The sequence below is a fragment of the Acinetobacter sp. SAAs474 genome (genome assembly GCF_032823475.1).
Lineage (GTDB): Bacteria > Pseudomonadota > Gammaproteobacteria > Pseudomonadales > Moraxellaceae > Acinetobacter.
The window spans coordinates 541,627-565,718 of sequence record NZ_CP127915.1; the positions used below are offsets into that span (position 1 = coordinate 541,627).

The window sequence follows — 24,092 nt, forward strand, 5'->3', positions numbered from 1 at the left end:
TGAAACTTAAATTGATATAAGGTCCAAGATCCAGCATATGAAACTTACGCTTACATCTGCAGCTCAAAGCTCGCTGCACCACGGTCAGCCGATATTTATCATCACTGATTCTGCACAAATAAATCATGTTGCAACACGTTATGCAATTGATCATCTTGAAAACTTAGTAGAATCAACACAATTTCAAGCCAGCTTAAATGACACTTTGCCATTACTTCAATGCATCGATAATCATTGCAATAGTATGCTGATTGGTATGGGAAAAGTTGATGAGTTATCAGCGACTCAAGTGGCTAAAATTGCCCAAACAATTATTCAGGCAGCTCAAAAAAAATTTAAGCATATTCACATTGATATCAATGCTCTCCCTGCTGAGCTACACTATATTTTCGCACTAAGTTTGACTCAAGCAGCCTATGGATTCGATGAGTATAAATCAAAGAAAAATCAGTTTATTCTTGAAAATATCCACTTTATTACTGAACAAAGCACATTAACACAATCACAACTTGATTTAATTGAAGCGATCCAATCTGGGCAAAATCTGGCACGTGATCTCGGCAATCAACCTGGCAATATTTGTTTTCCAGAATACCTAGCGGCACAAGCACAAGCCTTGGCAGCAGAATATCCAGATTTACTCACAGTGACTGTACTTGAAGAACAACAACTTGCCAATTTAGGTATGGGTGCATTTTTAGCAGTGAGTCAAGGTTCTGATCGTCCTGGACGTATAATTATCCTTGAATATCATTCAGATCGTACAGAAGATCCAGTCGTTCTGGTCGGTAAAGGGATTACTTTTGATACCGGAGGCATTTCATTAAAACCTGGTTTAGGGATGGATGAAATGAAGTTTGATATGTGTGGAGCGGCTTCTGTACTCGGTACAATACGTACATTATGTGAAGCACGTTTAGCGATTCATGTGGTCGGTGCGATTGCAGCAGCAGAAAACATGCCGTCGGCTAAAGCGACTCGTCCAGGTGATATCGTCACCACAATGAGTGGACAAACTGTCGAAATTTTAAATACAGATGCTGAAGGGCGTTTAGTGTTATGCGATACCCTCACCTATGTTAAACGCTTTAATCCTGCACTGGTTATTGATATTGCAACACTGACAGGTGCATGTGTAGTTGCACTGGGTTCAGTATTAACCGGCATGTTTACACCAGATGATGAATTAGCTACAGACTTAACAACTGCAGGCAAAATTAGTTTTGATCGTGTATGGCGCATGCCTGTCCTTGAGGATTATCAAGAACAGTTAAACTCGCCTATTGCAGATATTGCCAATATTGGTGGTCCCAAAGCTGGTGCTGTCACAGCCGCGTGTTTCTTACAACGTTTTACCCGTGACTATCGCTGGGCACATCTAGATATCGCAGGAACAGCTTGGAATTCAGGCAACCATAAAGGTGCGACTGGTCGTCCCGTTCCACTATTGGTCCAGTTTTTAGCCAACCGTGTAAATCTTGATGACTAAAATCAACTTTTATCTATTTGAAAAAAGCCCTGAACGGCAAGTACTTGCAACTTGCCGTTTATGTCGGAAAATTCTTCGACAAGAGGCACAAAGAATTTGGCTATGGTGTGAAGACTCAAATACACAACAGGATTTAGATACTCAATTATGGTCATTTGATCCAAGTAGCTTTATTGGGCATGGCATTGATCGCAGTCAGGATCCAGTGTGTATTTCAGCGACATTACCCGAAGAAAGTGATTGGATTATCATTAATTTTAACAAGCAGCCACTTGAACAATTCAGTAAATTTAGTCACATTATTGAGATTATTGAAAATCACGATATTGCCAAAGCATTGGGACGTGAAAAATTTAAATATTATCGTAAGCTAGGCCTTCAGCCTAAAACATATAAGTTATAGTGATTCACTTAAGGAGATCTGCGGTGGCGTTAAATGTCGGACCCGATTTTAAACAGCGTTGGTTACAGGTACCTGAAGCTGTTCGTCAGGCATATCTTGAAGATTTCAAACGCATTTCTGATCTATTGAAACCAGAAACATCCTTAGATGACTGGATTGCTCATGATGATGAGCAACAACAATATTCTCTGGATAAAATTGCAACTGCTTATGCAGAGCTTAAAGCCCACTTAATTCAAGAGGCGAAAATTCGTCATCAACGAATTTTAGAACAAAAATTAGCACAAAAACGTGCAGAACAGGCAGCCTATGCAGCTCAACTACAACAAGATGAAGTAATCAAATTTGCCAAAGAAACAGAAAAGTTAACTCAGCTTCGACAAAATTTAGATCAAGAAATTTGTCAATATACTGCACGCTATCAACAAAATCCTGAACAAACAACCACTGCAAACCAAGCCACGCAACTACTGAGTCAAGCTGAAATTCAGACACAACGTGAAAATCTAAAAATTCGTCTAGAATTGGAGGCTGATACGTTAATTGAGCAAGCCGTAACTATTTTTAGAGCTAAATTACATAGTGCTGCTCAAGAAGAAATAGAATATATTTTAAAAAGTGCTGACCAGATCATTGATACGAGCAATGAAAATCATCAATCATGAAGATTATGCATTTCAGGTACCTTACACCCTAAAGGACTTAAAAAACATCTGCAACTGCATATAGCGTATGCCCTACGCCATAACCAATGGCCAATAATAGACCAATCCAAATAAAACCACCAATCACGTTATAAAAGGTAAAACTTGCCAGATTCATTTTTGCTGAGCCTGCTGCAAAAGGTGCAAAGGAACGTACAAAAGGAACAAAGCGTGCAACGAGAATTGTTTTTCCGCCATGCTTTAAAAAATAGTTATTGGTTTTCACCATATATTCAGGCTTGAAATACCGTGTGTGCTTATTAAAATACTTAATGCCTAAAAAACTTCCCGTATAGTAATTCACGGTATAGCCTAAAATACTTGCTGTAATTAACGTAATGCCCATATAATGCAAATGAATCACATCTGTGGTAGAACATAATGCACCGATGGCGATAAGTAAGCTATCTCCTGGTAGAAAAAACATAAACACTGAACCTGTTTCAGCAAAAATTACCAGAAATAAAATGGCATAAATCCATACTCCATAGTTTTCTAATAAGACGGGAAGCCATTGTTCAAGGTTCAATAAGAAATCAAGCATACTTTTGGTCCAAATCTTAAATTTTTCTCGAATCACACGTGAATCATTGATAAAAAATAAAATAGTCTGATCTATGCTCGACTATTTTATAAACTATCCTTTATTTTAAAAATCCATGTTCGGCCAAAAAGTCGACACTGATTTTAGATGGTTGCGATATAGACTCTGCTGCCTTATCACCTAATAATAAACGTTCAATATATCGAGCAATAACATCAACTTCCAAATTTACTTTGCAACCTACTTGCCAGGTTGCAATATTCGTTCGTTCGGCAGTATGTGGAATGAGGTTAAGACTAAGAATATGACCACGCAAATGATTAATGGTAAGACTAATACCATCGACCGTGATGGAACCTTTTTCAGCAAGATATTTAGCAATTTCAACAGGTGCCGTAACTTCAAAATATAATGAACGTGCATCATGTCGAACCAATGTAATTTCACCAACAGCATCAACGTGACCACTCACAATATGACCACCAAAACGTGTTGTCGGTAACATCGCTTTTTCAATATTTACAAGCTGGCCAATACGCCAATGTTCGAGTGTCGTTCTTTGTAGACTTTCTCTAGAAACATCTGCGCTATACCAGTTGTCACCCCAATCAATCACAGTTAAACAAATACCATTGGTTGCTATTGAATCTCCTAAATGTACATCGGACATATCAAGGTCAGTTTCAATGCGCAAACGGAGATCTCCTCCTAAATTTTGCAAGCTTTCGACCCGACCAAGACTTTCAATAATGCCTGTAAACATTTTTCACCTGTGAGATGTGTAATGACAACATTATATTTTAAATATTGAAAAACACATATTTTCAATATGTTATAAATGTTGCAAGTCAATTTTTTTTCATTGCAAAATATTTTACTTTCGCATTTTTTTAAGACTATCATAAATTACATCATGTCTTATAGCAGCAGCCATAAAGTTCTATCGTTTCATCTGTATGACGCAGCTATGATTTTACAATATTTATATTATGCTACTGAATACGAAATTATTCACAAAAACCAAAGATGAAAACAGCATATAAAGACGAGTATACAACCCGATATAATTAGATAAACAATTAAAATATATAATTTTATTTTTATTTGATATTTTTTTGACGGTCATAAAGACCGTCTAAACCATTATAAAATTCATAGCGATAATCAGCAAAACATCCTCTTAAATCCAGATCATTTATCGATACTGATAGTATTGATAATACCCATCAAGATGCTTAATTTAATATATTTTACAAGATATTTTACGAGATATTGATCACAATTTTATAGCAGAAAAATTGTGATTTAACAGAAAATAACGCGATAACGATCTTTACTAGTGCTGGGATAACGTCTCTTTGATTACCATAACGCCAATTGCGTACTGACTCCACTGGTGTCTACACCACCTAACTCGGCAAAATGATGTAACTGAGTCAATAATTGACGCATAGATGGTCCAGATTTACGATGCGTATCCGTAATCACGATAAATTCTAAGACCCGTGCACGTTCAGATTGTCGTTGTTTGCTTACACGATAACGCGGTACATCTTGTGTTAATAATGTAACATGGCCACGGGTTAAATTGGCCTGTAATAAATCAACTGCATCGATATTGCCATCTGTCGAATAACTAGTCAAAATAAAGCGTGCATTAATCGTTTCTAAAAGCTTTTCATAAGCTTCTTTTGCGTACTTTGAAGAATTATATGGACTTGGTCGCTCTTTTCGCCAAGCACGATCAATACCACTTTTAAATCCTTTGGTATCAGGTGATGGTAAATCGACTTGATCCCACAGCGTCAATGCATTTAAAACATGATAATTACTACTATAAGCATGTTGATTATAGGGTGGATCCAAATAGGCAACATCAACTTCAAAACTGCTCATTTGATTGGCAAGATGTTGTGCATCCACGCACCACATTTCGGCTGCTGGACGTTTAGAATCGCCACGCTCACAAAAACGACTTGGTGTTAGCCAAAGTAACGATTCTATACGCTCTAATGCTGTTTGGGTTTTTCCTCCCCAACCATGATGAAAGCTTTTAAATACTCCACTGGTATTACTCACAAAACTGGCTGAATAAAGTAATGGTGCCAATAATGCACTCATTTCAACATCATCAATCGCACCTTGTGCCTGCCATGTTGCAATTTGCTGACGAATAGCATCAATTCGCATACCATTACGGCGTTTAAAAAATAAACGATCTTTTGCCGGATCATAAATTTCATCGTTACGTGGACAAAGATTATGCGTGACCCATCCCTTAACTTCAGGTAATCGATTTAAATAATCAATTGCATGCTGATAGCTGCCTAATTCTTTAAATGCTGGTGCATCAACACAAGATAAAATAGCACTATTTAATGCATGGCTATAGGGTTCCCAATCGTTGGCAATGACACGATAACCATTTTGTCGTGCCAAACGTGATACCACACCTGAACCTGCAAAAAAATCCGCAAAAATAGGAGATCGGCCTTCTGAACAATTTAAGGTCCCCGTACTTTCTAATGCCTCAAGAATCAGATGTAATAAGCGCCGCTTATTACCTAAATAAGGAACCAACTGATGGAATAAATATTCATCTGTAGTACGCGCTGCATGACGGCGTTTATGATAAACCGTAGACTCTAAATTCATACTGTCTCTTGAGAAGGTTTTAATCTTAAACGAATATCCTCACCCAATGGTGTGACATCAATAAGCTTAAAACGGAGTTGTTCTGCCATATGATTAAACTTTGCATGAAACATTGCAGATGCAGATTGACCTAAAAAAGTAGGTGCAACATAACTGATCACTTCATCTACAAGTTTTTCTTGCAAAAAAACTGTCGATAAGGTTGCACCAGCTTCAATCATTACGTCATAAATTTGAAAGTCTTGCACTAAACAACGGCATAAATCAGACAAATCTTGTATTGCAAGTTGCGTTACGCCAAGATCTGCCAATGCTTGACGATAAGGCCCCATCACCATGACTGTTTCAGGCTGTTGTAAAATTTTTGCCTGTAAAGGCAAACGACCTTGTCGATCTAAAATAAGGCGTTTTGGCTGTACCACGTCAGATAAATCATCGACACCGATCAACTGTCGCACATTAAGTTGGCAATCATCAGCAAGAACGGTATTAATTCCAGTGATCACCACACCCGAGATTGCTCGCCAGTGTTGTACGTCCTGACGTGCCTCAGGACCTGTAATCCACTTGGATTCACCTGAAGCCATCGCTGTTCGGCCATCTAGGCTTGAAGCAATTTTTAAACGAAGATAAGGCATACCAGTAGCCATTGCCTTTAAAAAACCTTCATTTAACTGATGGGCTTGTGGCTCACAGCATCCCACTTGAACATCTATCCCAGCCTCACGCAAAATACTGACACCTTTGCCAGCCACCAATGGATTTGGGTCAGGACATGCCACGATTACTCTTTTAATTCCTGCATTTACTAAACCTTTGGCACAGGGTGGTGTACGACCATAATGAGCACAAGGCTCTAATGTGACATAGGCTGTTGCACCTTGAGCCAACTCACCGGCTTGTCTTAATGCAAATACCTCAGCATGTGGCTGTCCCGCTCTAGGATGGAAGCCTTCACCAACTTTTTGTCCATGATTGACAATCACACAGCCCACATTAGGATTAGGTTTGGTGCTATATTGTCCAAGTCGTGCCAATTCAATCGCACGCTGCATCCAAACTTGATCTAGATCAGAAAAATCTTGGCTTAACTTAGACATAATCAATACAATCTCTTTGGCGACATTTTAATCTTTAATGATCACGTTGTTGCATTTGTTCAATTTGACGACGAAATGCTTCAACATCTTGAAAGTCTTGATATACTGATGCAAAACGTACATAAGCAACATGATCAAGCACAAATAATGTTTGCATGACAATTTCACCAATGGTACGTGATTTAACATCACGCTCTCCAAGCCGGCGAATCTGTAACTGAATATCGCTTAATACCGTTTCAATTTGTTCTTGCGTGACTGGACGCTTTTGTAAGGCATGCATCAAAGAACGGCGTAATTTAGCCTCATCAAAGGGCTCATTCTTACCATCTGACTTAATCACTCTTGGCATCACGACTTCATAGGTTTCAAAAGTCGTAAAACGTTCGCCACAACTAATACATTCTCGACGTCGACGAATTTGACAGCCTTCGGCAGCCAAACGAGAATCGATCACTTTACTATCTGCGGCGTTGCAAAAAGGACAATGCATAGCGGTTTTATTGAACACATCTGAACGAATTCTGAGTGTAGCAAAAAAACCAAGTTTTGTAGAGTCTTCTTCTACATATAGAAAAAAAACAGCCCAAATGGACTGTTTTACACAATATATTGATAATATGATTTTATTCGACACGTTCGCCATGTTGACTTAAATCGAGTCCCATTCGTTCATCATCAGAGATAACACGAATACCAATCACCAGATCAATCACTTTTAAGATGATAAAGGTTAACACGGCAGAATAAGCGATCGTTGCCAAAACACCTTCAACTTGAACCCAAAGTTGCAACAGTAGATTACTCGGTGCATTTTCTCCCATAATAAAATCACTGGCAAAAAATGCGGTTAAGATTGCACCAACGATTCCCCCAATACCATGCAAACCAAAAGCATCCAGTGCATCATCAGCTTTTAAGGCACGTTTTAATGCAGTAATTGCCCAAAAACATACCACACCCCCAATTAATCCCATCACTAAGGCACCACTCACGGTCACAAAACCTGCCGCTGGCGTAATCACCACCAAGCCCGCAACTGCACCTGAAGCACCACCTAATACAGAGGCTTTACCACGAATGATTCTTTCAACCAACAACCAAGAGATGGTCGCCGCTGCCGCAGCAACTTGTGTCACAATTAAGGCGTATCCAGCCGAACCATTGGCACCTAAAGCCGAACCACCATTGAAACCAAACCAACCTATCCACAGTAAACTGGCACCAATCACTGTAAGTACTAAATTATGCGGTGCCATGGATTCACGTCCTAATCCCATACGTTTGCCAAGCATATAGGCAGCAACTAAACCAGCAACACCAGAGTTAATATGAACTACTGTACCACCAGCAAAATCTAAAGCACCATCACTGCCAAGCCAACCACCACCCCACACCCAGTGAGTAATCGGGGCATAAACGACAATCACCCAAATGGTAATAAAGGCAACAAAAGCACTAAATTTCATTCGTTCAGCAACAGAACCACTAATAATTGCGACAGTAATAATGGCAAAAGTCATTTGAAAAATAACAAATAAAATTTCTGGAATTGTCCCCGTAAGTGCTTGGGTTGTGATGCCGCTCAGCATCACTTTATCCAGTCCGCCAATAAAAGCATTACCTTCGGAGAATGCTAAGGAATAGCCAATGACCACCCAAGCAATACTGACAATTGCCGCAGCAACCAAACTATGTGCCATTGTACTGAGGACATTTTTTTTGCGTACCATTCCCCCATAAAATAACGCTAAGCCAGGAATGGTCATTAATAAAACAAGTGCTGTTGAGATTAAAATCCAGGCAGTATCACCAGTATTTAATGTTTCTTCTGCTTGTACAACTGGTGTTGGCTCTTTATCGGTTTCAACTTCAGGTGTTAATGCCGTTGTAGCTGCTGGTTTGACCTCGACGACAGTGATATTTTCTGTTGCTGGTGCCGATACGTCTTCAGCCCAAACCACAGATCCACCTAAAAGTGCGCTTGACAAACTCAGCGCAAATAGTATTTTCTTCATTCGTGTCCCCCGACCTAGTTATAATGAGTGATTTATTACTCAGCAAACTTTATGCAATATTAATTAAACAGCATCTGCACCTGTTTCACCGGTACGGATACGAATGACTTGCTCTAAATTGGTAACGAAAATTTTTCCGTCACCAATTTTTCCTGTGCTAGCAACACGAGTAATTGACTCAATCACTGAATCAACCATGTCATCACTAATCGCAATTTCAATTTTGACTTTAGGTAGAAAATCAACAACGTATTCAGCGCCACGATACAGTTCTGTATGTCCTTTTTGGCGACCAAAACCTTTAACTTCAGTTACAGTGATCCCTTGAACACCGATGTCAGATAATGCTTCACGCACATCATCTAATTTAAAGGGTTTTACAATAGCAGTTACTAGCTTCATCTGTATTTTCCTTAGGCTTATTTCACCAGTAAGATTTTATGTTCAAATTTCATGCCAAATTTCTTAAGTCGGGGGAAATAAAATATTAGCAATCATTTTTCGTTCTTCTATTTTATACACTTAAATACTTTTGTTCTGTATAAAATCGACTTTTTTTTACAACAACAATAACGATTTTAGTGATCGAATCCTCCTAGAACGATGATAAAATGCTATAGTCATCCTCTCAATAAAATGATTTTGAGCGAACGCTTTTATGATTGAAACTTTATTACAAGCGATTCTTGAACAAATGGATCAGCCTAAAAAAGACCTAGAACATAATCTACGGGCATTATTAAATGAAGCGGTTAGTAAAATGGATTTGGTTTCTCAAGATGAAATTGAACGTCAACGTACACAATTACATCAAGCCAATTTACGTTTAGATCAATTATTAGAACAAATTGCGCTACTTGAAACACGTTTGAGTGATAAAAAATAAGCACATTTTTTGTGTGCGCAAATAAAAATTAAAATAAAAATGCACCAAAATGGGATCATTATAAATGTCGCTTGCCAAAGTTTATACCCGTGGCCTATTCGGTATTTACGCCCCACAGATAGAGGTTGAAGTCCATATTAGTCAAGGACTTCCCTCTCTAACTATTGTTGGATTAGCTGAAGCTGCTGTCCGTGAAAGTAAAGATCGTGTACGTTCTGCCATTATTAATAGTGGCTTTCAATTTCCCACTAAACGCCTCACGATTAATCTTGCGCCAGCAGATTTGCCCAAAGATGGTTCAAGACTCGATTTAGCAATTGCATTAGGCATCTTGATTGCCACAGAACAGTTACCACAAAATGCAACAGAAAATATTGAATTTATTGGAGAATTAGCACTAGATGGACACCTTCGCCCTGTTACTGGTGCATTAAGTATTGCAATTGCTTGTCAAAAAGATGCACATCAACTGATCTTACCACTCGACAATGCTGATGAAGCAGCTCAGCTTAATGCATTAACCGTTTTTGCAGCACAGCACTTAAAACAGGTTTGTGATCATTTACAACAGTTAACTTTAATGGATGCTCACCATCTTTCTCCTCAAGCAACGATAGCAAGCCACGCACCTGATCTGGCAGAAGTCAAAGGTCAAATTCGTCCACGGCGCGCATTAGAAATTGCAGCTGCTGGTGGTCACTCTATTTTATTTAGAGGCCCACCGGGGACTGGTAAAACCTTATTGGCTTCTCGCTTAGCCAGTATCTTACCTCCGCTAAATTTACAAGAAAACTTAGAAGTTGCCAGTATTTATTCGGTCGCCAATATGCCGCATCATTTTGGTCAAAGGCCCTTTCGTGCACCACACCATACTGCTTCAGCGGTGGCTTTAGTCGGTGGTGGTTCTCAGCCTAAGCCCGGGGAAATTACTTTAGCCCATTTGGGCGTATTATTTTTAGATGAATTACCAGAGTTTGATCGTAAAGTGCTAGAGGTATTAAGACAACCTCTTGAATCAAAGCAAATTATCATTTCAAGGGCATCTAGGCAAATTAGCTTTCCTGCAAATTTTCAACTGATTGCAGCCATGAACCCATGTCCCTGTGGCTATGCTTTTAATCAGGATCAGCGCTGCCAATGCTCTGCCACGACCATTCAACGCTATCAACAACGGATTTCGGGACCACTACTTGATCGCATTGATTTACATATTGATGTGCCGCCATTATCTGTAGATGAATTACATCGTCATCAAGTCGTCGAAAACTCCGCAACTGTTCAAAAACGTGTGATCAATGCCTATGAAAAACAAATACAGCGACAACAATGCTTAAATATGGCTTTAAACCCTCAACAATTAGAAAAATTTATTGTTTTAGATCATGTTGCGATGCAAATGCTACAGCATGCCCAGCAACGATTAAAATTATCAGCGCGCAGTTATCATCGTGTACTACGCGTTGCTCGTACTATTGCGGATTTAGCTGATGCTGATCAAGTAACAACGACTCATCTAAGTGAAGCCCTTTCCTATCGTCATGCTGAACACTAATATTTTTCATTGATTAATGATCATGGAATACAAAAATAACCGTTTAAAAACAGAGGAGTAGATAAATTTAAGTTTTGACATGATCAAATTTTATATAGCCTAAAATACCTAAAACAGGCCCAATTAACATGATCCACAGCGCATTTATACCCAATTGGTCAAAAGCCATGGTCGTGATTGCAATTGAAATAATCGTTAAAAAAAATCCAAATGAATTTTGTAACGCTAAAGCACCCCCAAGTTGCTCAATTGAACAAGCCTGAGCTGATAATGCTGAAAATTGAGGTGAATCAGCAACAACCGTCATTCCCCAAATAATTAAAATGATCAATAAAAGCCATGTTGGGATAATATCCCAACCCAATACAAAAAATAAGCAACACAAACCTGATGACGCTAAGGCCACTAAAGCCACGACACGATTAGATACATATCGACTGAATATACCACCAAAAATACACCCTATTGCACCTACAGCAATAATAAAAAAAGCCAGTAATGAACTATGAATCATAGTAAAACTTGTATCTATGTTTGTTTTAACTATCAGTAAAGGGACCAGTGTCCAAAACGTATATAATTCCCACATATGCCCAAAATATCCCACTGCGGCTGCTTTAAAACGAGGAATTTTAAATGCTGAAAAAGGACTGACTAAACTACTTTTACGGCATTTTTGCCGCACTTTTAAATTCTGTTTATCGCCAAGATAAAATATACAAATCGCTGCAATTATGGCAAGTATTGAAGATATTGAAATAATATATTGCCATGACAAATCTGTGGATATGCTATTGAGTGCATAAGGTAGTGCTGTACCAAGTGTAAGCATTGCTACCAACTGTGATAATGCCTGTCCTGCCTTATGAGGTGCCCATTCAATAATAAGTTTCATCCCGATGGGATAAATGCCAGCTAAGCTGATTCCAACCAGCAATCTAAAAAATAATGCTTCCATGATATTTTGAGATAACCAAGCAAAACATAAGTTAAAGATGCTGCCAAATAAAGCTGAACATGAAAAAATCAAACTTGCTTGATAACGATCCGCAACTCCCGAAAAGGCAATCAAAAATGTGCCTAAAATAAATCCTGCTTGTACGGCATTGGTTAATAAGCCAATATCTGAAATATCAATCTGCCATTCACGTATTAAGTCAAATCCCGCACTATTGGCACTAAACCATAATGATGTGGCAAATAATTGAGCAATACTAATCATTAAAACAGGATGTGCCCTTAAATATTGAAGCATCCTTGTAAATTCCTTTTCATTTCAGTCATTCATATTGCAAATCTTCATGACGTTATGGATCATAAAATTATTTTATTTCAGGATATATCACTCTGTATTGATATGCTAATTCAAATGATTACTTCAGGATAAATTGATGTGTTAATACCTGAGATCCTCTATCCCTAAGCACTCAATCATGGATTTATGCGGATTGTTTAACTGAATGGGCTAGAAATATAAATGCCCATCTAAATATATACAGTGCATATACTTGGGCTTAGCGCTGATAAAGCGTTGCTCTATCACATGATTTATCAGTATAGGTCTGATATCGAAAGGGACAAAGATATGTGTATAGCTCGTTGCCCCACGATAAGCTACGGTTTAATGGTGGACGTCTGTCAGGTAGACTTTTGCAGAGCGAATATAAAATCACTCCATCCTTACTCCAAATGAAGTGATCGATATATTGCTGAACTAGATAAGCATAAACTGTATGCGCTTAAAATTGATATTTAATACCAAATACGACTTTATTTTTAAGACTGGTATCATCACGAAGTTTGCCACCAATAATATAATCCATTGATACCGTTGCCCCTGTATCACCAAGAGGATGACTCAAACCTAAAGTCACATGACGAAAAGCAAATTTTTTCTGTGTATTTAACGCAGATTCAAAATCACCTTTATCACGATAATAATATGCTCCTAATAGTGCATTTAAGCTAAAATCTTTAGGTAACGCATGATTATAGCTAGCGACCAAATAGGTATCACCTTTATTTCCCCAAGTGACATCACCCAATAAGGTCTGAGTATTAAAAGCAAAATTTTTATAATTTAAACCAATTAAAGTTTCCCATGTATTACTTTTAACGTCTGATTGATAGTAATAATAATAAGTTGCGCCAACGGTATAACCTAAATCCTCAGTAATTGTCCCTTTATATCCCGTATAAAAATCATGTTCAAATGCTTTACTGCCTGTAAATTTTTGCTCTGTATCATTCCAATTTGTCAATGAATAGCCGAGCGTAGAACCCCAATATCCTAAATAGAAACCAGAGGCATGTTGATAATCCAAACCACCTTGAATTGTCGCATTATCATTTTCAGGTGCTGCGGTATTACCACGTAGGATATATTCAGAAATAACACCAATATTACCTGAAATACTATGTTCAGACGTAGATTGCTGTTCAGCAAATAACCACGGCGAGGTGACCAATGTCAGCACAGATAAATTGAATCGATTTAGAATAAAGCTCATTATATTTCCCCCAGTATCTTATTTCAGGATCATTTTTCCTGATGATGTCATCACTCTTCTAGTGATTTGCAATTGCTATGCCAGCGTATAAAAAAATGCCGGCAAATTTAAAAAAAATATTTTAAGATACTGATTTAAATTAATATTTACTTTTTTATTCTAAAAAAAATAAGGTTTTTTTATCCTGAAGCACAACATGATTAGAAAAATTGTAAAAAAAAATAATGTTTTGTCAGTAAAATCAATAAGACTGAACAAAAATAGTGCATATTGAGATGAAATAAGCACTGAATCTTAACGCTAAGATCATGCAATCTCCCAACCATGACAGTCAATCATGACTCATTTAGTGATGAATTGAATCATCATTAAAATAACAAAAATACTACTGACAATTGCATCATTAGGATTCATCTTCATGATTAAAACCAATTAAAATTTAAAAAAAATTAAATAAGATATTGATTATTATAATAAAACAATTTTGCATAACATTTTATTTACCAAGATCAATTTATTTTTTATGAAATATTTATGTAATAAAACTTTAATTAGCGATAAAATCTTGGCTTTTTCGTCATATGCAAAAAGAAATCGGATTTCTTGATCATTTTATTATTATGAGGCTCTCCATGATAAAAACACAGAAAGTTGCACTGGCAATCTTGATTCAGGCTATTTTCATAACCCCAGCTTTTGCCAGCGAACAAAGTGATGCAAAAGGATTTATTGAAGATGCTGAAGGCTCAGTTTTATTCCGTACTGGTTTTATTGACCGTGATCTAAAAGGTGTTGACGCAGGTAAAGATACACGTTCTACAGCACAAACTGCGATTTTTGATCTCAACTCTGGCTTTACTCAAGGTATCGTCGGTTTAGGCATCGGTGTGATTGGCGACTGGTCATTTAAGTTAGGCAGCAATCATCATGCTGGAAATCAAATGATCCCAATTAAAAATAAATTAGCAAATAATGAAGTAGAACCTTATAACCAATGGACACGTGGTGGTGCAAACATTAAGGCACGTTTTTCAAATACCACCCTGACTTATGGTACACAAGTACTTGATATTCCTATATTTGCTAGTAATACTGCACGTTTAGGGCCAGAATATTTTACTGGCGTATTGGCCACCAGTCGTGAAATTAAAGACCTAGAACTCATTTTTGGTAAATTTACCAAAGACCAAATGTCTGATCAGATTTCAACCGATGGCAATGACTTAAAGCGTGCTTATGTTTGGGGTGCGAAATATAAAATCAATGATGCGGCAAAAGTGTCATATTATGGGCTAGACAGTAAAGATCGCCTTAAGCGCCACTATATTAATACCAACTATCAACAAGCCTTGGCCAACAATAGTAGCTTAACTTACGATTTTAGTGGTTACTATACCAAATGGAATCGTGAAGCCAATAATCGTTTATACTCTTATATTGGTTCAGCAGATGATAGCTACCATAACTCTATTTGGGCGGTCTCTGCGACCTATGCCACTGGTCCACATAGTGTGATGCTTGCCTATCAACAAAACGATGGTAATGTTGGCTATGATTATGGTCAACATGCAGATGGTTTCCAAAGTATTTATTTACCAAACTCTTATATGTCTGACTTTATTGGTAATAAAGAAAAATCTGCACAAATTCAATATCATCTAGATTTTAGCAACTATGGTATTGCTGGTCTAAATTGGACTTCAGCTTATGTATATGGTTGGAATATTCACACGAATACAGCGACCGAAGAGGGTGGAAAAGTTATTTATCGTAGACCAGGGATAACAAATGCCAAAGAACGTGAATTCTTTAACCAGCTAAAATACACGGTACAAAGTGGCTTTGCCAAAGATGCCAGCTTACGTTTACGTTACTCACATTATCGTGCAGATAAAGCCTACAGTGAGAACTATTTACCAGATACCAATGAATGGCGTATTTTCTTAGATATTCCGGTTAAATTATTTTAATTTTTAAGTCCGATTTTATCTCTGAAATAAAAAAACCTGCACATGCAGGTTTTTTTATTTCAATCGAATGCCACCACAATTAAATGATAGCGATATTCATTATTGTGCAGCAGCAATTGCTTTTAATACTTCTTCTTTAGCGACTTCTGAACCTTCCCAACCGGTAAGTTTTACCCATTTTCCTGGCTCTAGATCTTTATAATGTGCAAAGAAATGCTCCACCTGTTGAATCAATAAAGGCGGAAGATCAGTATATTCTTTTACATCTTTATATAATGGTGTTAGTTTTTCATGCGGCACTGCAATTAATTTTGCATCGATACCACCATCATCTTCCATATTCAATTTACCGACAGGACGGCAACGAATCACTGAACCTGGTTCTACAGGATGTGGTGTTACCACCAATACATCTAATGGATCGCCATCTTCAGATAATGTATTTGGCACATAACCATAGTTTGCTGGGTAAAACATCGCAGTACCCATAAAACGGTCTACAAATAATGCATCAGAATCTTTATCAATTTCATATTTGATTGGTGCAGCATTCGCAGGAATTTCAATAATTACATAGATGTCATTTGGAGCATCTTTACCAGCAGGGATATTGCTGTAACTCATAGTATTACTCTTTAACGTAGTTAGTGTATCTTCAACCATTAAACATTATAACGGTTTTAAAACTTGATCGAGATCCATTATACATCTGCAACACAAAAATATACTTTCTAAGCGTATATTTACGTCGTAATTTTAATCACTATCCATAATAAACTGACAGGACATAATGTAGCGAGTATCCACATAATAGAACGAAGTGTGGCAAGATTTGCTAAATAACACAGGCCATATAATACTCTAAAGACCAAATAAGCAATCCCAAACAGCATAATCCAAGATTGTGCAACCACCATATATTCTGCCATTAAAATCGCAGCAATAAATAGCGGCAAACCTTCAAAACTATTTTTCTGTACATCATTCGCTCGAGCAGCCAGTCCTGTAGCCTTGGCTAAAAATTCGCGAGGATTACGATTATCTGCAATTTTAAATCCGGCAGCAATCCTCGCAATCAAGGCAAATACATAAGGTAAAAAACAGGCAGCTAAAATTAGATAAATTATTCCACTTATGCTTTGCATTTAAATCATTCTCATCTGTTTTTTATCGTTCTATCATAACATGGCATTTATTTAATAAATTTTGTTAAATATAGTGTTTCTAGATAAAATCTGTTAAGGGTCTATATATGGTCACACCTGATCAAAAAAATATGTTCGATGTACTGGCTAAGCAACAACAACACCAAGGTCAAGTAAATCGTGTCTTAAAAATTGTACTCCCTATCGTTGCATTTTTATTAACGGTCATTTGTGCCAATATGAATGTTTGGTCAACTGTTTTAACTTTTATAATGCTCTGGGTGACTTTTTATATCACCGCTATTAAAGGTTTTAGTTTATGGTATGGCATTATCGCCATTTTTGCTTATACTTTAATCGACAATTTACTGAGTTATACAGTATTTAATCTACCAGGCTTTAGTCGTCAATTTGGTACTATGGCGGCTTTTGTTGCAATATTTGCAATTGGTCGGCCTTATTTTGATCGCTGGTTAATGAAATAAATAGGCTTAGCCTACTACTGTCGTGTTACAACAGTTGAGCATCGTTTTAATCTAAAACAGATATTTGGCCAAATCATTGATGATTAAAAATGCCAAACAGTAATCTGCTTGGCATCTATGGATAAATAATTGAAATACAATGACTTGATATTTTTATTTAACTATTTTTACGTAAATCCTTACGTAAAATTTTACCCACATTAGATTTTGGCAATTCAGTCATAAACTCTACATAACGAGGACGCTTATATCCTGTTAAATTAGCTTTGGCATAAGCCAAAATTTCTTCAGTGGTTAAAGATGGATCTTTTTTCACCACAAATAATTTAGGAACTTCACCTGATTTTTCATCAGGCACACCAATTGCAGCAACCTCTAATACTTTCGGATGTTTAGAGACTACACTTTCAATTTCAGCAGGATAAACATTAAAACCAGAAACTAAAATCATATCTTTTTTACGATCAACAATTTTAATATAGCCACGTAAATCCATTACACCGATATCTCCCGTACGGAAGAAACCATGAATCATGACTTTTTCTGTTTCATCAGGGCGATTCCAATAACCTTTCATGACCTGTGGGCCACGGATACAGATTTCGCCTTGTTCTCCTTGTGCCACCTCATTGCCATCATCATCTAAGATAGCAACATCAGTCAATGGAATAGGAATACCAATTGATCCTGTAAACTCTTCTGAATTTGGAGGATTTACTGTTGCGACAGGCGATGTTTCCGATAAACCATAACCTTCAATAATATGAGTACCGGTAATATCTTGCCAAGCTTGTGCTGTCGATTGCAGTACCGCCATTCCACCACCCATTGCCAGTTTTAAGTGACTATGATTAAGCTGCCTAAATTCTTCATTATTCACTAAGGCATTGAATAAGGTATTCACAGCAGGGAAAAAGGTTGGCTTATATTTACGCAGTTCTTTAATGACCGAATTTAAATCGCGTGGATTTGGAATAAGAACGTTTGCTTGCCCTTTATACATTCCATAAAGTGCACAAACCATAAATGCAAAGATATGATATAGCGGTAAAGCACAAAAAATTCGATCATCTGGTGAACCATCTTTTTTACCAAATTTACTTTGGAAAATCGCATCACACTGTAACATATTGGCAACAAGGTTACGGTGGGTCAGTTCAGCACCTTTAGAAACACCCGTCGTTCCGCCCGTATATTGCAATAATGCGGTATCACTTAAGGTTAATTGCGGACGTTTATAATGACTCGGGCTGACTTTGCTAATCGCAGTATTATAGGTAATATGGCCTGGAATATTCCACGCAGGAATCTGTTTACGTACTGAACGTAATACAAAATTAACAAGGCTGCCTTTTAAGAAACCCAACATATCGCCTACAGAAGAAACGATGACATATTTAACGGGTGTTTTACCTATAATCTTTTGATATACAGAAGCAAAGTTTTCAATAATCACCAAAACTTCTGCACTGGCATCATTAAGTTGATGTTCAAGTTCACGTGCAGTATATAAGGGGTTAACATTGACCAAAACCAGACCAGCACGAAATACCCCCAATGCAACGATTGGATACTGAAGCACATTCGGCATCATTACGGCAACACGAGAACCTTTAGGCAAACCAAGACTCTGTAAATATGCAGCAAATTTACGACTTTCTTGCTCAAGCTGATCAAATGTGATCACTTTATCCATAAAGATAAAGGCATCACGCGAGCCAAATTTTTGGAAATTACGTTCAAAAATATCGAGTAATGACGTATTTTCAGCAGGAAGATCAACCGTTTCAGGAATACCCGTTCTTTGATACTCAGCTAACCAAATTTTCTCCATACAGCTAATTCTCCTATTTCATAATCCTTAATCGTTGCACTGTTATTCCCAATATTAAGCATATTAATTATTTAAATTTTTTACTTAATATTGCACCTATTTTAAAATATGTCTCATATATAACGTATTTCAATATATGGATGCTAGTCTTAATTCTGAACCAACAGTTTATTTGCTTTTTGATAGCCTCGTGGTAAAAGCTGCCCTTTTGAGCCTCTTTTACCGACATATTTCAATAGGTCATCCCCTTTTAATTTTAATTGTTGTTGGCCTGAAATAACATGTATGACTTCATTCAAGCTTAAGGTTAGCATGGCAACAATATGATCTTTCGTTTCAAGTTGTATTAATTTATTACCTTTACCTTTATTTAATGATGGTAAATCATCGAGTTCAATAATAAGAATGCGCCCAGCAGAGCTTAAAACAGCCAGATGAGTCGCCTGTTGTATTGCGATTAATGCTAATGCAGTACTTCCCTCAGGGAGAGTTAAAAATGCTTTCCCTGCTTTCGCACTGGTATCAAGTTGTTTGGCTTGGGTCTTAAAACCATAGCCTTTGCTACTTGCCACCAATAATTCCACATCATCGTCAGCAATAAAGACTTGTTTAAAAGCAATACCGTGTGCTGGGGTCAGTTTAGAACTTAATGGCTCACCCAAACTACGGGCTGAAGGTAATGCATTAATCGGTAATGCATAACTACGGCCAGCTTCATCTAAAATATACACACGTTGATTCGATTTACCCAAAGCATGGCTCAAGTATTTATCACTTGCACGGTAATTTAAATTTTCAACATCAACATCATGTCCTTTAGCTGCCCGAATCCAGCCTGCCTCAGATAACACGACTGTGACCGGATCAGCAGGTAACATTTCATGTTCACTAATCGCAATCGCTTCAGCACGTTGTACTAATGGAGAACAACGATCATCACCAAATTTTTTTGCATCCGCTTTTAATTCCTCAATCATCAAAGCTTTTAGAGATTCTGGATTATTGAGTTGTTCACGGATTTCTGCTGCACGTGCTTCAAGTTCATTTTGTTCACGGCGCATTTCCATTTCTTCAAGTCGAGCTAAATGACGTAATTTTAATTCTAAAATTGCTTCTGCTTGAATATCGTCTAAAGCAAATCGTTGAATTAAAGCAGGCTTTGGTTGATCTTCTTGACGAATAATATCAATTACTTCATCAATATTTAAATAGGCTATAATTAAACCTGCTAAAATATGTAAGCGCTTTTCAATTTTATTTAAATGGTACTGTAAACGACGTGTGACCGTCATTTTACGAATTTCAATCCATTCCAGTAAAATACCACGAATTGATTTGACTTGTGGGCGCCCATCTGCACCAATCATATTCATATTGACACGATAACTAGACTCTAAATCCGTTGTGGCAAATAAATGGCTCATTACCGATTCTGCATCAATACGATTTGACCGTAAAACAATGACTAGGCGTGTTGGATTTTGATGGTCTGATTCATCACGTAAATCTGTAACCAAAGGCAATTTTTTGGCCTGCATTTGATCTGCGATTTGTGCAATAATTTTCGACCCAGAAACTTGATAGGGTAGCTCTGTAATCACAATTTCATTTTTTTCAACGTGATAAATCGCACGCATACGATAACTACCACGACCTGTGGTTTGAATTTTTAATAAATCTTCAGGTGATGTAATAATTTCAGCTTGAGTTGGTAAATCTGGAGCAGGAATATATTCAGCCAGTTTTTCATGACTTAAATGAGCATTACGAATTAAGGCAATCGTGCCCTTTACCACTTCACGTAAGTTATGGGGCGGAATATCAGTTGCCATCCCAACGGCAATACCCGTGGTACCATTCAATAAAATATTCGGTACCCGTGCAGGTAAAGTAATTGGCTCTTTTAATGAACCATCAAAGTTATCTTGCCATTCACAGGTCCCTTGTCCCAACTCAGACAATAATAATTCACTGTATTGAGAAAGTTTAGCTTCAGTATAACGCATGGCAGCAAAAGATTTGGGATCATCAGGTGATCCCCAGTTACCCTGCCCTTCAATAAAAGGATAACGATAACTAAAAGGCTGTGCCATAAGCACCATGGCTTCATAACATGCTGAATCACCATGTGGATGATATTTACCCAGTACATCACCAACCGTACGCGCAGATTTTTTGGGTTTACCGCTATATTTTAAACCCAATTCACTCATGGCATAGACAATACGACGCTGGACGGGTTTTAGACCATCACTGATATGTGGTAATGCACGATCCATAATCACGTACATGGCATAATTTAAATACGCTTGTTCTGTAAATTCAGCTACGGAGCGGTTTTCTGTCGCATGATGCGCAAGGCTTGTCATAACAACTGCTAATCCTAAAGTCGTTTTGTCTATTTGAAGTTCTTATGCTATGTCGCAGGTGCACACGACACAAGAGTATGAAGTCACACTCTACGACAATTTATTCTTTATGGCGTAAAATTATCCATTTTAGTACAAGAATTCAACTAAAAAATGATGAGATTACTTTGCTATGGATTCTAATTGCTTACCTTTGGTCTCTTCACCCAGCACTAAAATAATCACCGCAACTGCAATCAAAACACTGGTAAACATTAAAAATACATGGCTAAAGCCATTTTCCATCACCATAATATTGGTCACCACTAAAGGTGCAACAATACCGCCAATACGACCAATTGCTGCTGCCCAGCCAGAACCGAAAGCACGGATATGCGTTGGATACTGCTCTGGTGTGTAGGTATATAGCACTCCCCATGCACCCAAGTTAAAAAATGACATCAAGCAACCCCAAACAATGATTGATGCTACGCTATCGGCTTGACCAAAAAAGTATGCCGATAAGGCACAACAGGCAATGAATCCTGCCAAGGTGAGTTTACGCCCCCACTTCTCAACCAACCATGCCGCAACGATATAACCAGGTAATTGCGCTAAGATCATCACTAAAACATATTCAAACGATTGTATAATGCTATATCCTTGTTTCACCAAAAGACTCGGTAACCAAGTAAAAATGCCATAATATGAATAAACAATACCAAACCAAATTAACCATAACATTAGGCTACGGCGTATCATTGGACCTGTCCATAATGCTGAAAAGGTAATTTTATGTTGTTGAGTCACGGGTTGTACTTTAAAAATTTCAACCACTTCAACTCCACATTGCGCTTCAATTTTTTTGACCAACCGATATGCTTCTTCAAAACGACCTCGATTGACCAAATAAGGAACTGATTCAGGCACCATCTTCCAAATGACGATGGCATATAATGCGGGTAATCCACCAATTAAAAAAGCCGTATGCCAATCAAATCGAGGAATCACAAAATAAGCCACCAGTGCAGCAGCTAACCAACCGAGCCCCCAGAAACTTTCCAGTAATACAATAAAACGACCACGTACAGATGCTGGAATATATTCACTCACCAAAGTGACTGCAACAGGAAGCTGTCCGCCTAGACCTAAACCAACAATAAAACGAAAAACCAATAACCAAGTTAAATTTGGTGCAAATGCACAGGCTGCTGTGGCTAAACTATAGATCACTAGCGTTGATGCAAAAATCGTTTTTCGACCATAGCGATCTGCTAAGCCACCAGAAAAAACAGCACCAATCGCCATACCGATAAAACCAATTGAAATTACCCATCCTTTTTCATTAGGGGTCATGGCCCAATCTTCAGCCATTTTAGCCAGAATAAAAGAAATTAAACCGGTGTCCATGGCATCAAACATCCAGCCCAGTCCAATGACCCATAGCAAGGTATAATGGAATTTACCAATTGGTAAGCGTTGTATACGTGAAACTAGATCCATAACAAAATCTCTGATTTGGTGAAAGAATAAATGCTGCTTTCCCAACAGGATGTATAATTTTCATGTGGTTAAAATCAATCATGTCTGGCTGCTGATTGTATACACGACATCAAAAAGCAATGTGTGATCTACCAACCGATTCATCAAATGGAATAGATCTATTTGCGATCAATTATCTCAAATGTCAGTACATCCTCGAGCAAATATCGAATCAATTATCCTAGAGATTATATCGAGCGATCAACAACAGATAGATGACTGTTAAAATGAGCCTATATTCATGATAAGTCTTTTGAAGATGCGGATTGATCATCATCATCTTTATAAATAAATTTCGGCATTTCTAAACCAAAATAAATTGCAATTAAACGCAATGTAAAACCAAAAATAAGTGTAGCAATAACCGTTAACTCTAAAGATAAACCAGCAGCAATACAGAGCCAATAACAAATCACCGCAACAAATGAAATGCTGGCATATAATTCGCGTCGGAAAACTAAAGGAACATCATTACATAGAATATCGCGTAAAATACCGCCAGAAACACCGGTTAATACGCCAGCAACAGCAGACACGACAAAACCATGGCCCATTTCCAGTGCAATTTGGCACCCAATAATGGTAAAACCAATCAGTCCTAATGCATCTAATATTAAGAAGATAGAGCGTAAATGACGCATCCATTTAGCGATAATAATGGTGACAAATGCCGCACAGCAAGTCAGTACAAGATATTCGGGATGTTTAACCCATGTCAGTGGATAATGTCCTAACAGCACATCACGAACAGATCCGCCGCCTAATGCAGTCACACAGGCAATTAAGGTGACTCCAAACCAATCCATACTTCGCCGACCAGCTGATAAGGCTCCTGTCATTGCCTCTGCTGTAATTGCGATAATATAAATAATTGTCAGCAACATCGCCCTGATTCCATAACATATAG

The 24,092-nt window shown here is 37.7% G+C and carries 22 protein-coding genes; 7 read left to right on the forward strand and 15 right to left on the reverse strand.

What is annotated here, in order from left to right:
* Positions 1–37 precede the first annotated feature (37 nt).
* The 3 genes from QSG86_RS03535 to QSG86_RS03545 are packed head-to-tail and all read left to right on the forward strand — an operon-like array spanning position 38 to position 2,557.
* A complete protein-coding gene (locus QSG86_RS03535; protein ID WP_317030231.1) occupies positions 38–1,489 on the forward strand; it encodes a leucyl aminopeptidase in 1,452 nt (483 codons plus the stop codon).
* On the forward strand, positions 1,482–1,892 hold the full coding sequence (locus tag QSG86_RS03540; RefSeq protein WP_317030232.1) for a DNA polymerase III subunit chi: 411 nt from the start codon (positions 1,482–1,484) through the stop codon (positions 1,890–1,892). Before QSG86_RS03535 ends, QSG86_RS03540 begins: the two co-directional genes overlap by 8 nt.
* Positions 1,893–1,915: 23 nt before the next feature.
* Positions 1,916–2,557 carry a hypothetical protein gene (locus QSG86_RS03545; RefSeq protein WP_317030233.1) on the forward strand — a complete coding sequence of 214 codons (642 nt, stop codon included), beginning with the start codon at positions 1,916–1,918 and terminating at the stop codon, positions 2,555–2,557.
* A gap of 37 nt (positions 2,558–2,594) precedes the next feature.
* Here the strand turns inward: QSG86_RS03545 and QSG86_RS03550 are convergent, their stop codons facing one another.
* The 7 genes from QSG86_RS03550 to glnK form a co-directional block, all read right to left on the reverse strand.
* Positions 2,595–3,140, reverse strand: a complete 546-nt coding sequence (locus QSG86_RS03550) for a VTT domain-containing protein (protein ID WP_317030234.1) — start codon at positions 3,138–3,140, stop codon at positions 2,595–2,597.
* Between the two features lie 100 nt (positions 3,141–3,240).
* On the reverse strand, positions 3,241–3,903 hold the full coding sequence (locus QSG86_RS03555; RefSeq protein ID WP_317030235.1) for a riboflavin synthase: 663 nt from the start codon (positions 3,901–3,903) through the stop codon (positions 3,241–3,243).
* Positions 3,904–4,502: 599 nt separating this feature from the next.
* Positions 4,503–5,795, reverse strand: a complete 1,293-nt coding sequence (locus QSG86_RS03560) for a DNA adenine methylase (RefSeq protein WP_317030236.1) — start codon at positions 5,793–5,795, stop codon at positions 4,503–4,505.
* Positions 5,792–6,895 carry a bifunctional diaminohydroxyphosphoribosylaminopyrimidine deaminase/5-amino-6-(5-phosphoribosylamino)uracil reductase RibD gene (gene ribD / locus QSG86_RS03565; protein ID WP_317030237.1) on the reverse strand — a complete coding sequence of 368 codons (1,104 nt, stop codon included), beginning with the start codon at positions 6,893–6,895 and terminating at the stop codon, positions 5,792–5,794. Before ribD ends, QSG86_RS03560 begins: the two co-directional genes overlap by 4 nt.
* 34 nt (positions 6,896–6,929) lie before the next feature.
* Complete coding sequence (gene nrdR, locus QSG86_RS03570; RefSeq protein ID WP_317032661.1) at positions 6,930–7,388, reverse strand: transcriptional regulator NrdR; 459 nt, start codon at positions 7,386–7,388, stop codon at positions 6,930–6,932.
* A 133-nt stretch (positions 7,389–7,521) separates the two neighbouring features.
* On the reverse strand, positions 7,522–8,913 hold the full coding sequence (locus QSG86_RS03575) for an ammonium transporter (RefSeq protein WP_317030238.1): 1,392 nt from the start codon (positions 8,911–8,913) through the stop codon (positions 7,522–7,524).
* Positions 8,914–8,976: 63 nt separating this feature from the next.
* Complete coding sequence (gene glnK, locus QSG86_RS03580; RefSeq protein ID WP_067722465.1) at positions 8,977–9,315, reverse strand: P-II family nitrogen regulator; 339 nt, start codon at positions 9,313–9,315, stop codon at positions 8,977–8,979.
* 256 nt (positions 9,316–9,571) lie between these two features.
* On the opposite strand from glnK, the gene QSG86_RS03585 reads away from it, so the two are divergent.
* Positions 9,572–9,799 (forward strand): accessory factor UbiK family protein, encoded by a 228-nt coding sequence (locus QSG86_RS03585; protein WP_317030239.1) that lies wholly within the window; start codon positions 9,572–9,574, stop codon positions 9,797–9,799.
* Positions 9,800–9,863: 64 nt separating this feature from the next.
* Positions 9,864–11,351, forward strand: a complete 1,488-nt coding sequence (locus tag QSG86_RS03590; RefSeq protein ID WP_317030240.1) for a YifB family Mg chelatase-like AAA ATPase — start codon at positions 9,864–9,866, stop codon at positions 11,349–11,351.
* 67 nt (positions 11,352–11,418) lie between these two features.
* Here QSG86_RS03590 and QSG86_RS03595 read toward each other — a convergent pair whose 3' ends face one another.
* Together QSG86_RS03595 and QSG86_RS03600 are read right to left on the reverse strand one after the other, a co-directional pair.
* Positions 11,419–12,606 carry an MFS transporter gene (locus QSG86_RS03595; protein WP_317030241.1) on the reverse strand — a complete coding sequence of 396 codons (1,188 nt, stop codon included), beginning with the start codon at positions 12,604–12,606 and terminating at the stop codon, positions 11,419–11,421.
* 484 nt (positions 12,607–13,090) lie between these two features.
* Positions 13,091–13,861, reverse strand: coding sequence for a TorF family putative porin (locus QSG86_RS03600; RefSeq protein ID WP_317030242.1), 771 nt, complete (start codon positions 13,859–13,861; stop codon positions 13,091–13,093).
* Between the two features lie 632 nt (positions 13,862–14,493).
* Between QSG86_RS03600 and QSG86_RS03605 the strand changes: the two genes are divergently transcribed.
* Complete coding sequence (locus QSG86_RS03605; RefSeq protein WP_317030243.1) at positions 14,494–15,831, forward strand: OprD family outer membrane porin; 1,338 nt, start codon at positions 14,494–14,496, stop codon at positions 15,829–15,831.
* Between the two features lie 99 nt (positions 15,832–15,930).
* Here QSG86_RS03605 and ppa read toward each other — a convergent pair whose 3' ends face one another.
* Positions 15,931–16,455, reverse strand: a complete 525-nt coding sequence (gene ppa, locus QSG86_RS03610) for an inorganic diphosphatase (protein WP_317030244.1) — start codon at positions 16,453–16,455, stop codon at positions 15,931–15,933.
* A 119-nt stretch (positions 16,456–16,574) separates the two neighbouring features.
* Entirely contained in the window at positions 16,575–16,976 is a 402-nt protein-coding gene (locus tag QSG86_RS03615; RefSeq protein ID WP_317030245.1) for an MAPEG family protein, read from the reverse strand.
* A gap of 107 nt (positions 16,977–17,083) precedes the next feature.
* Here QSG86_RS03615 and QSG86_RS03620 point away from each other — a divergent pair, with 107 nt between their 5' ends.
* Positions 17,084–17,461, forward strand: a complete 378-nt coding sequence (locus tag QSG86_RS03620; protein WP_317030246.1) for a hypothetical protein — start codon at positions 17,084–17,086, stop codon at positions 17,459–17,461.
* 157 nt (positions 17,462–17,618) lie between these two features.
* Here the strand turns inward: QSG86_RS03620 and QSG86_RS03625 are convergent, their stop codons facing one another.
* From QSG86_RS03625 to QSG86_RS03640, 4 genes are all read right to left on the reverse strand, one after another.
* On the reverse strand, positions 17,619–19,295 hold the full coding sequence (locus QSG86_RS03625) for an AMP-binding protein (RefSeq protein WP_317030247.1): 1,677 nt from the start codon (positions 19,293–19,295) through the stop codon (positions 17,619–17,621).
* A gap of 149 nt (positions 19,296–19,444) precedes the next feature.
* Complete coding sequence (gene parC, locus QSG86_RS03630) at positions 19,445–21,664, reverse strand: DNA topoisomerase IV subunit A (RefSeq protein ID WP_317030248.1); 2,220 nt, start codon at positions 21,662–21,664, stop codon at positions 19,445–19,447.
* 162 nt (positions 21,665–21,826) lie between these two features.
* Positions 21,827–23,146, reverse strand: a complete 1,320-nt coding sequence (locus QSG86_RS03635; RefSeq protein ID WP_317030249.1) for an MFS transporter — start codon at positions 23,144–23,146, stop codon at positions 21,827–21,829.
* Positions 23,147–23,424: 278 nt separating this feature from the next.
* Positions 23,425–24,069, reverse strand: coding sequence for a trimeric intracellular cation channel family protein (locus tag QSG86_RS03640; RefSeq protein WP_317030250.1), 645 nt, complete (start codon positions 24,067–24,069; stop codon positions 23,425–23,427).
* Positions 24,070–24,092: the final 23 nt, after the last annotated feature.

Excerpts from the sequence above, each read along its gene's own strand:
- QSG86_RS03535 (WP_317030231.1), top strand. The coding sequence starts at position 38 with ATGAAACTTACGCTTACATCTGCAGCTCAAAGCTCGCTGCACCACGGT.
- QSG86_RS03540 (WP_317030232.1), top strand. The coding sequence starts at position 1,482 with ATGACTAAAATCAACTTTTATCTATTTGAAAAAAGCCCTGAACGGCAA.
- QSG86_RS03550 (WP_317030234.1), bottom strand. The coding sequence starts at position 3,140 with ATGCTTGATTTCTTATTGAACCTTGAACAATGGCTTCCCGTCTTATTA.
- QSG86_RS03555 (WP_317030235.1), bottom strand. The coding sequence starts at position 3,903 with ATGTTTACAGGCATTATTGAAAGTCTTGGTCGGGTCGAAAGCTTGCAA.
- QSG86_RS03560 (WP_317030236.1), bottom strand. The coding sequence starts at position 5,795 with ATGAATTTAGAGTCTACGGTTTATCATAAACGCCGTCATGCAGCGCGT.
- ribD (WP_317030237.1), bottom strand. The coding sequence starts at position 6,895 with ATGTCTAAGTTAAGCCAAGATTTTTCTGATCTAGATCAAGTTTGGATG.
- nrdR (WP_317032661.1), bottom strand. The coding sequence starts at position 7,388 with ATGCATTGTCCTTTTTGCAACGCCGCAGATAGTAAAGTGATCGATTCT.
- QSG86_RS03575 (WP_317030238.1), bottom strand. The coding sequence starts at position 8,913 with ATGAAGAAAATACTATTTGCGCTGAGTTTGTCAAGCGCACTTTTAGGT.
- glnK (WP_067722465.1), bottom strand. The coding sequence starts at position 9,315 with ATGAAGCTAGTAACTGCTATTGTAAAACCCTTTAAATTAGATGATGTG.
- QSG86_RS03585 (WP_317030239.1), top strand. The coding sequence starts at position 9,572 with ATGATTGAAACTTTATTACAAGCGATTCTTGAACAAATGGATCAGCCT.
- QSG86_RS03590 (WP_317030240.1), top strand. The coding sequence starts at position 9,864 with ATGTCGCTTGCCAAAGTTTATACCCGTGGCCTATTCGGTATTTACGCC.
- QSG86_RS03595 (WP_317030241.1), bottom strand. The coding sequence starts at position 12,606 with ATGCTTCAATATTTAAGGGCACATCCTGTTTTAATGATTAGTATTGCT.
- QSG86_RS03600 (WP_317030242.1), bottom strand. The coding sequence starts at position 13,861 with ATGAGCTTTATTCTAAATCGATTCAATTTATCTGTGCTGACATTGGTC.
- QSG86_RS03605 (WP_317030243.1), top strand. The coding sequence starts at position 14,494 with ATGATAAAAACACAGAAAGTTGCACTGGCAATCTTGATTCAGGCTATT.
- ppa (WP_317030244.1), bottom strand. The coding sequence starts at position 16,455 with ATGAGTTACAGCAATATCCCTGCTGGTAAAGATGCTCCAAATGACATC.
- QSG86_RS03615 (WP_317030245.1), bottom strand. The coding sequence starts at position 16,976 with ATGCAAAGCATAAGTGGAATAATTTATCTAATTTTAGCTGCCTGTTTT.
- QSG86_RS03620 (WP_317030246.1), top strand. The coding sequence starts at position 17,084 with ATGGTCACACCTGATCAAAAAAATATGTTCGATGTACTGGCTAAGCAA.
- QSG86_RS03625 (WP_317030247.1), bottom strand. The coding sequence starts at position 19,295 with ATGGAGAAAATTTGGTTAGCTGAGTATCAAAGAACGGGTATTCCTGAA.
- parC (WP_317030248.1), bottom strand. The coding sequence starts at position 21,664 with ATGACAAGCCTTGCGCATCATGCGACAGAAAACCGCTCCGTAGCTGAA.
- QSG86_RS03635 (WP_317030249.1), bottom strand. The coding sequence starts at position 23,146 with ATGGATCTAGTTTCACGTATACAACGCTTACCAATTGGTAAATTCCAT.
- QSG86_RS03640 (WP_317030250.1), bottom strand. The coding sequence starts at position 24,069 with ATGTTGCTGACAATTATTTATATTATCGCAATTACAGCAGAGGCAATG.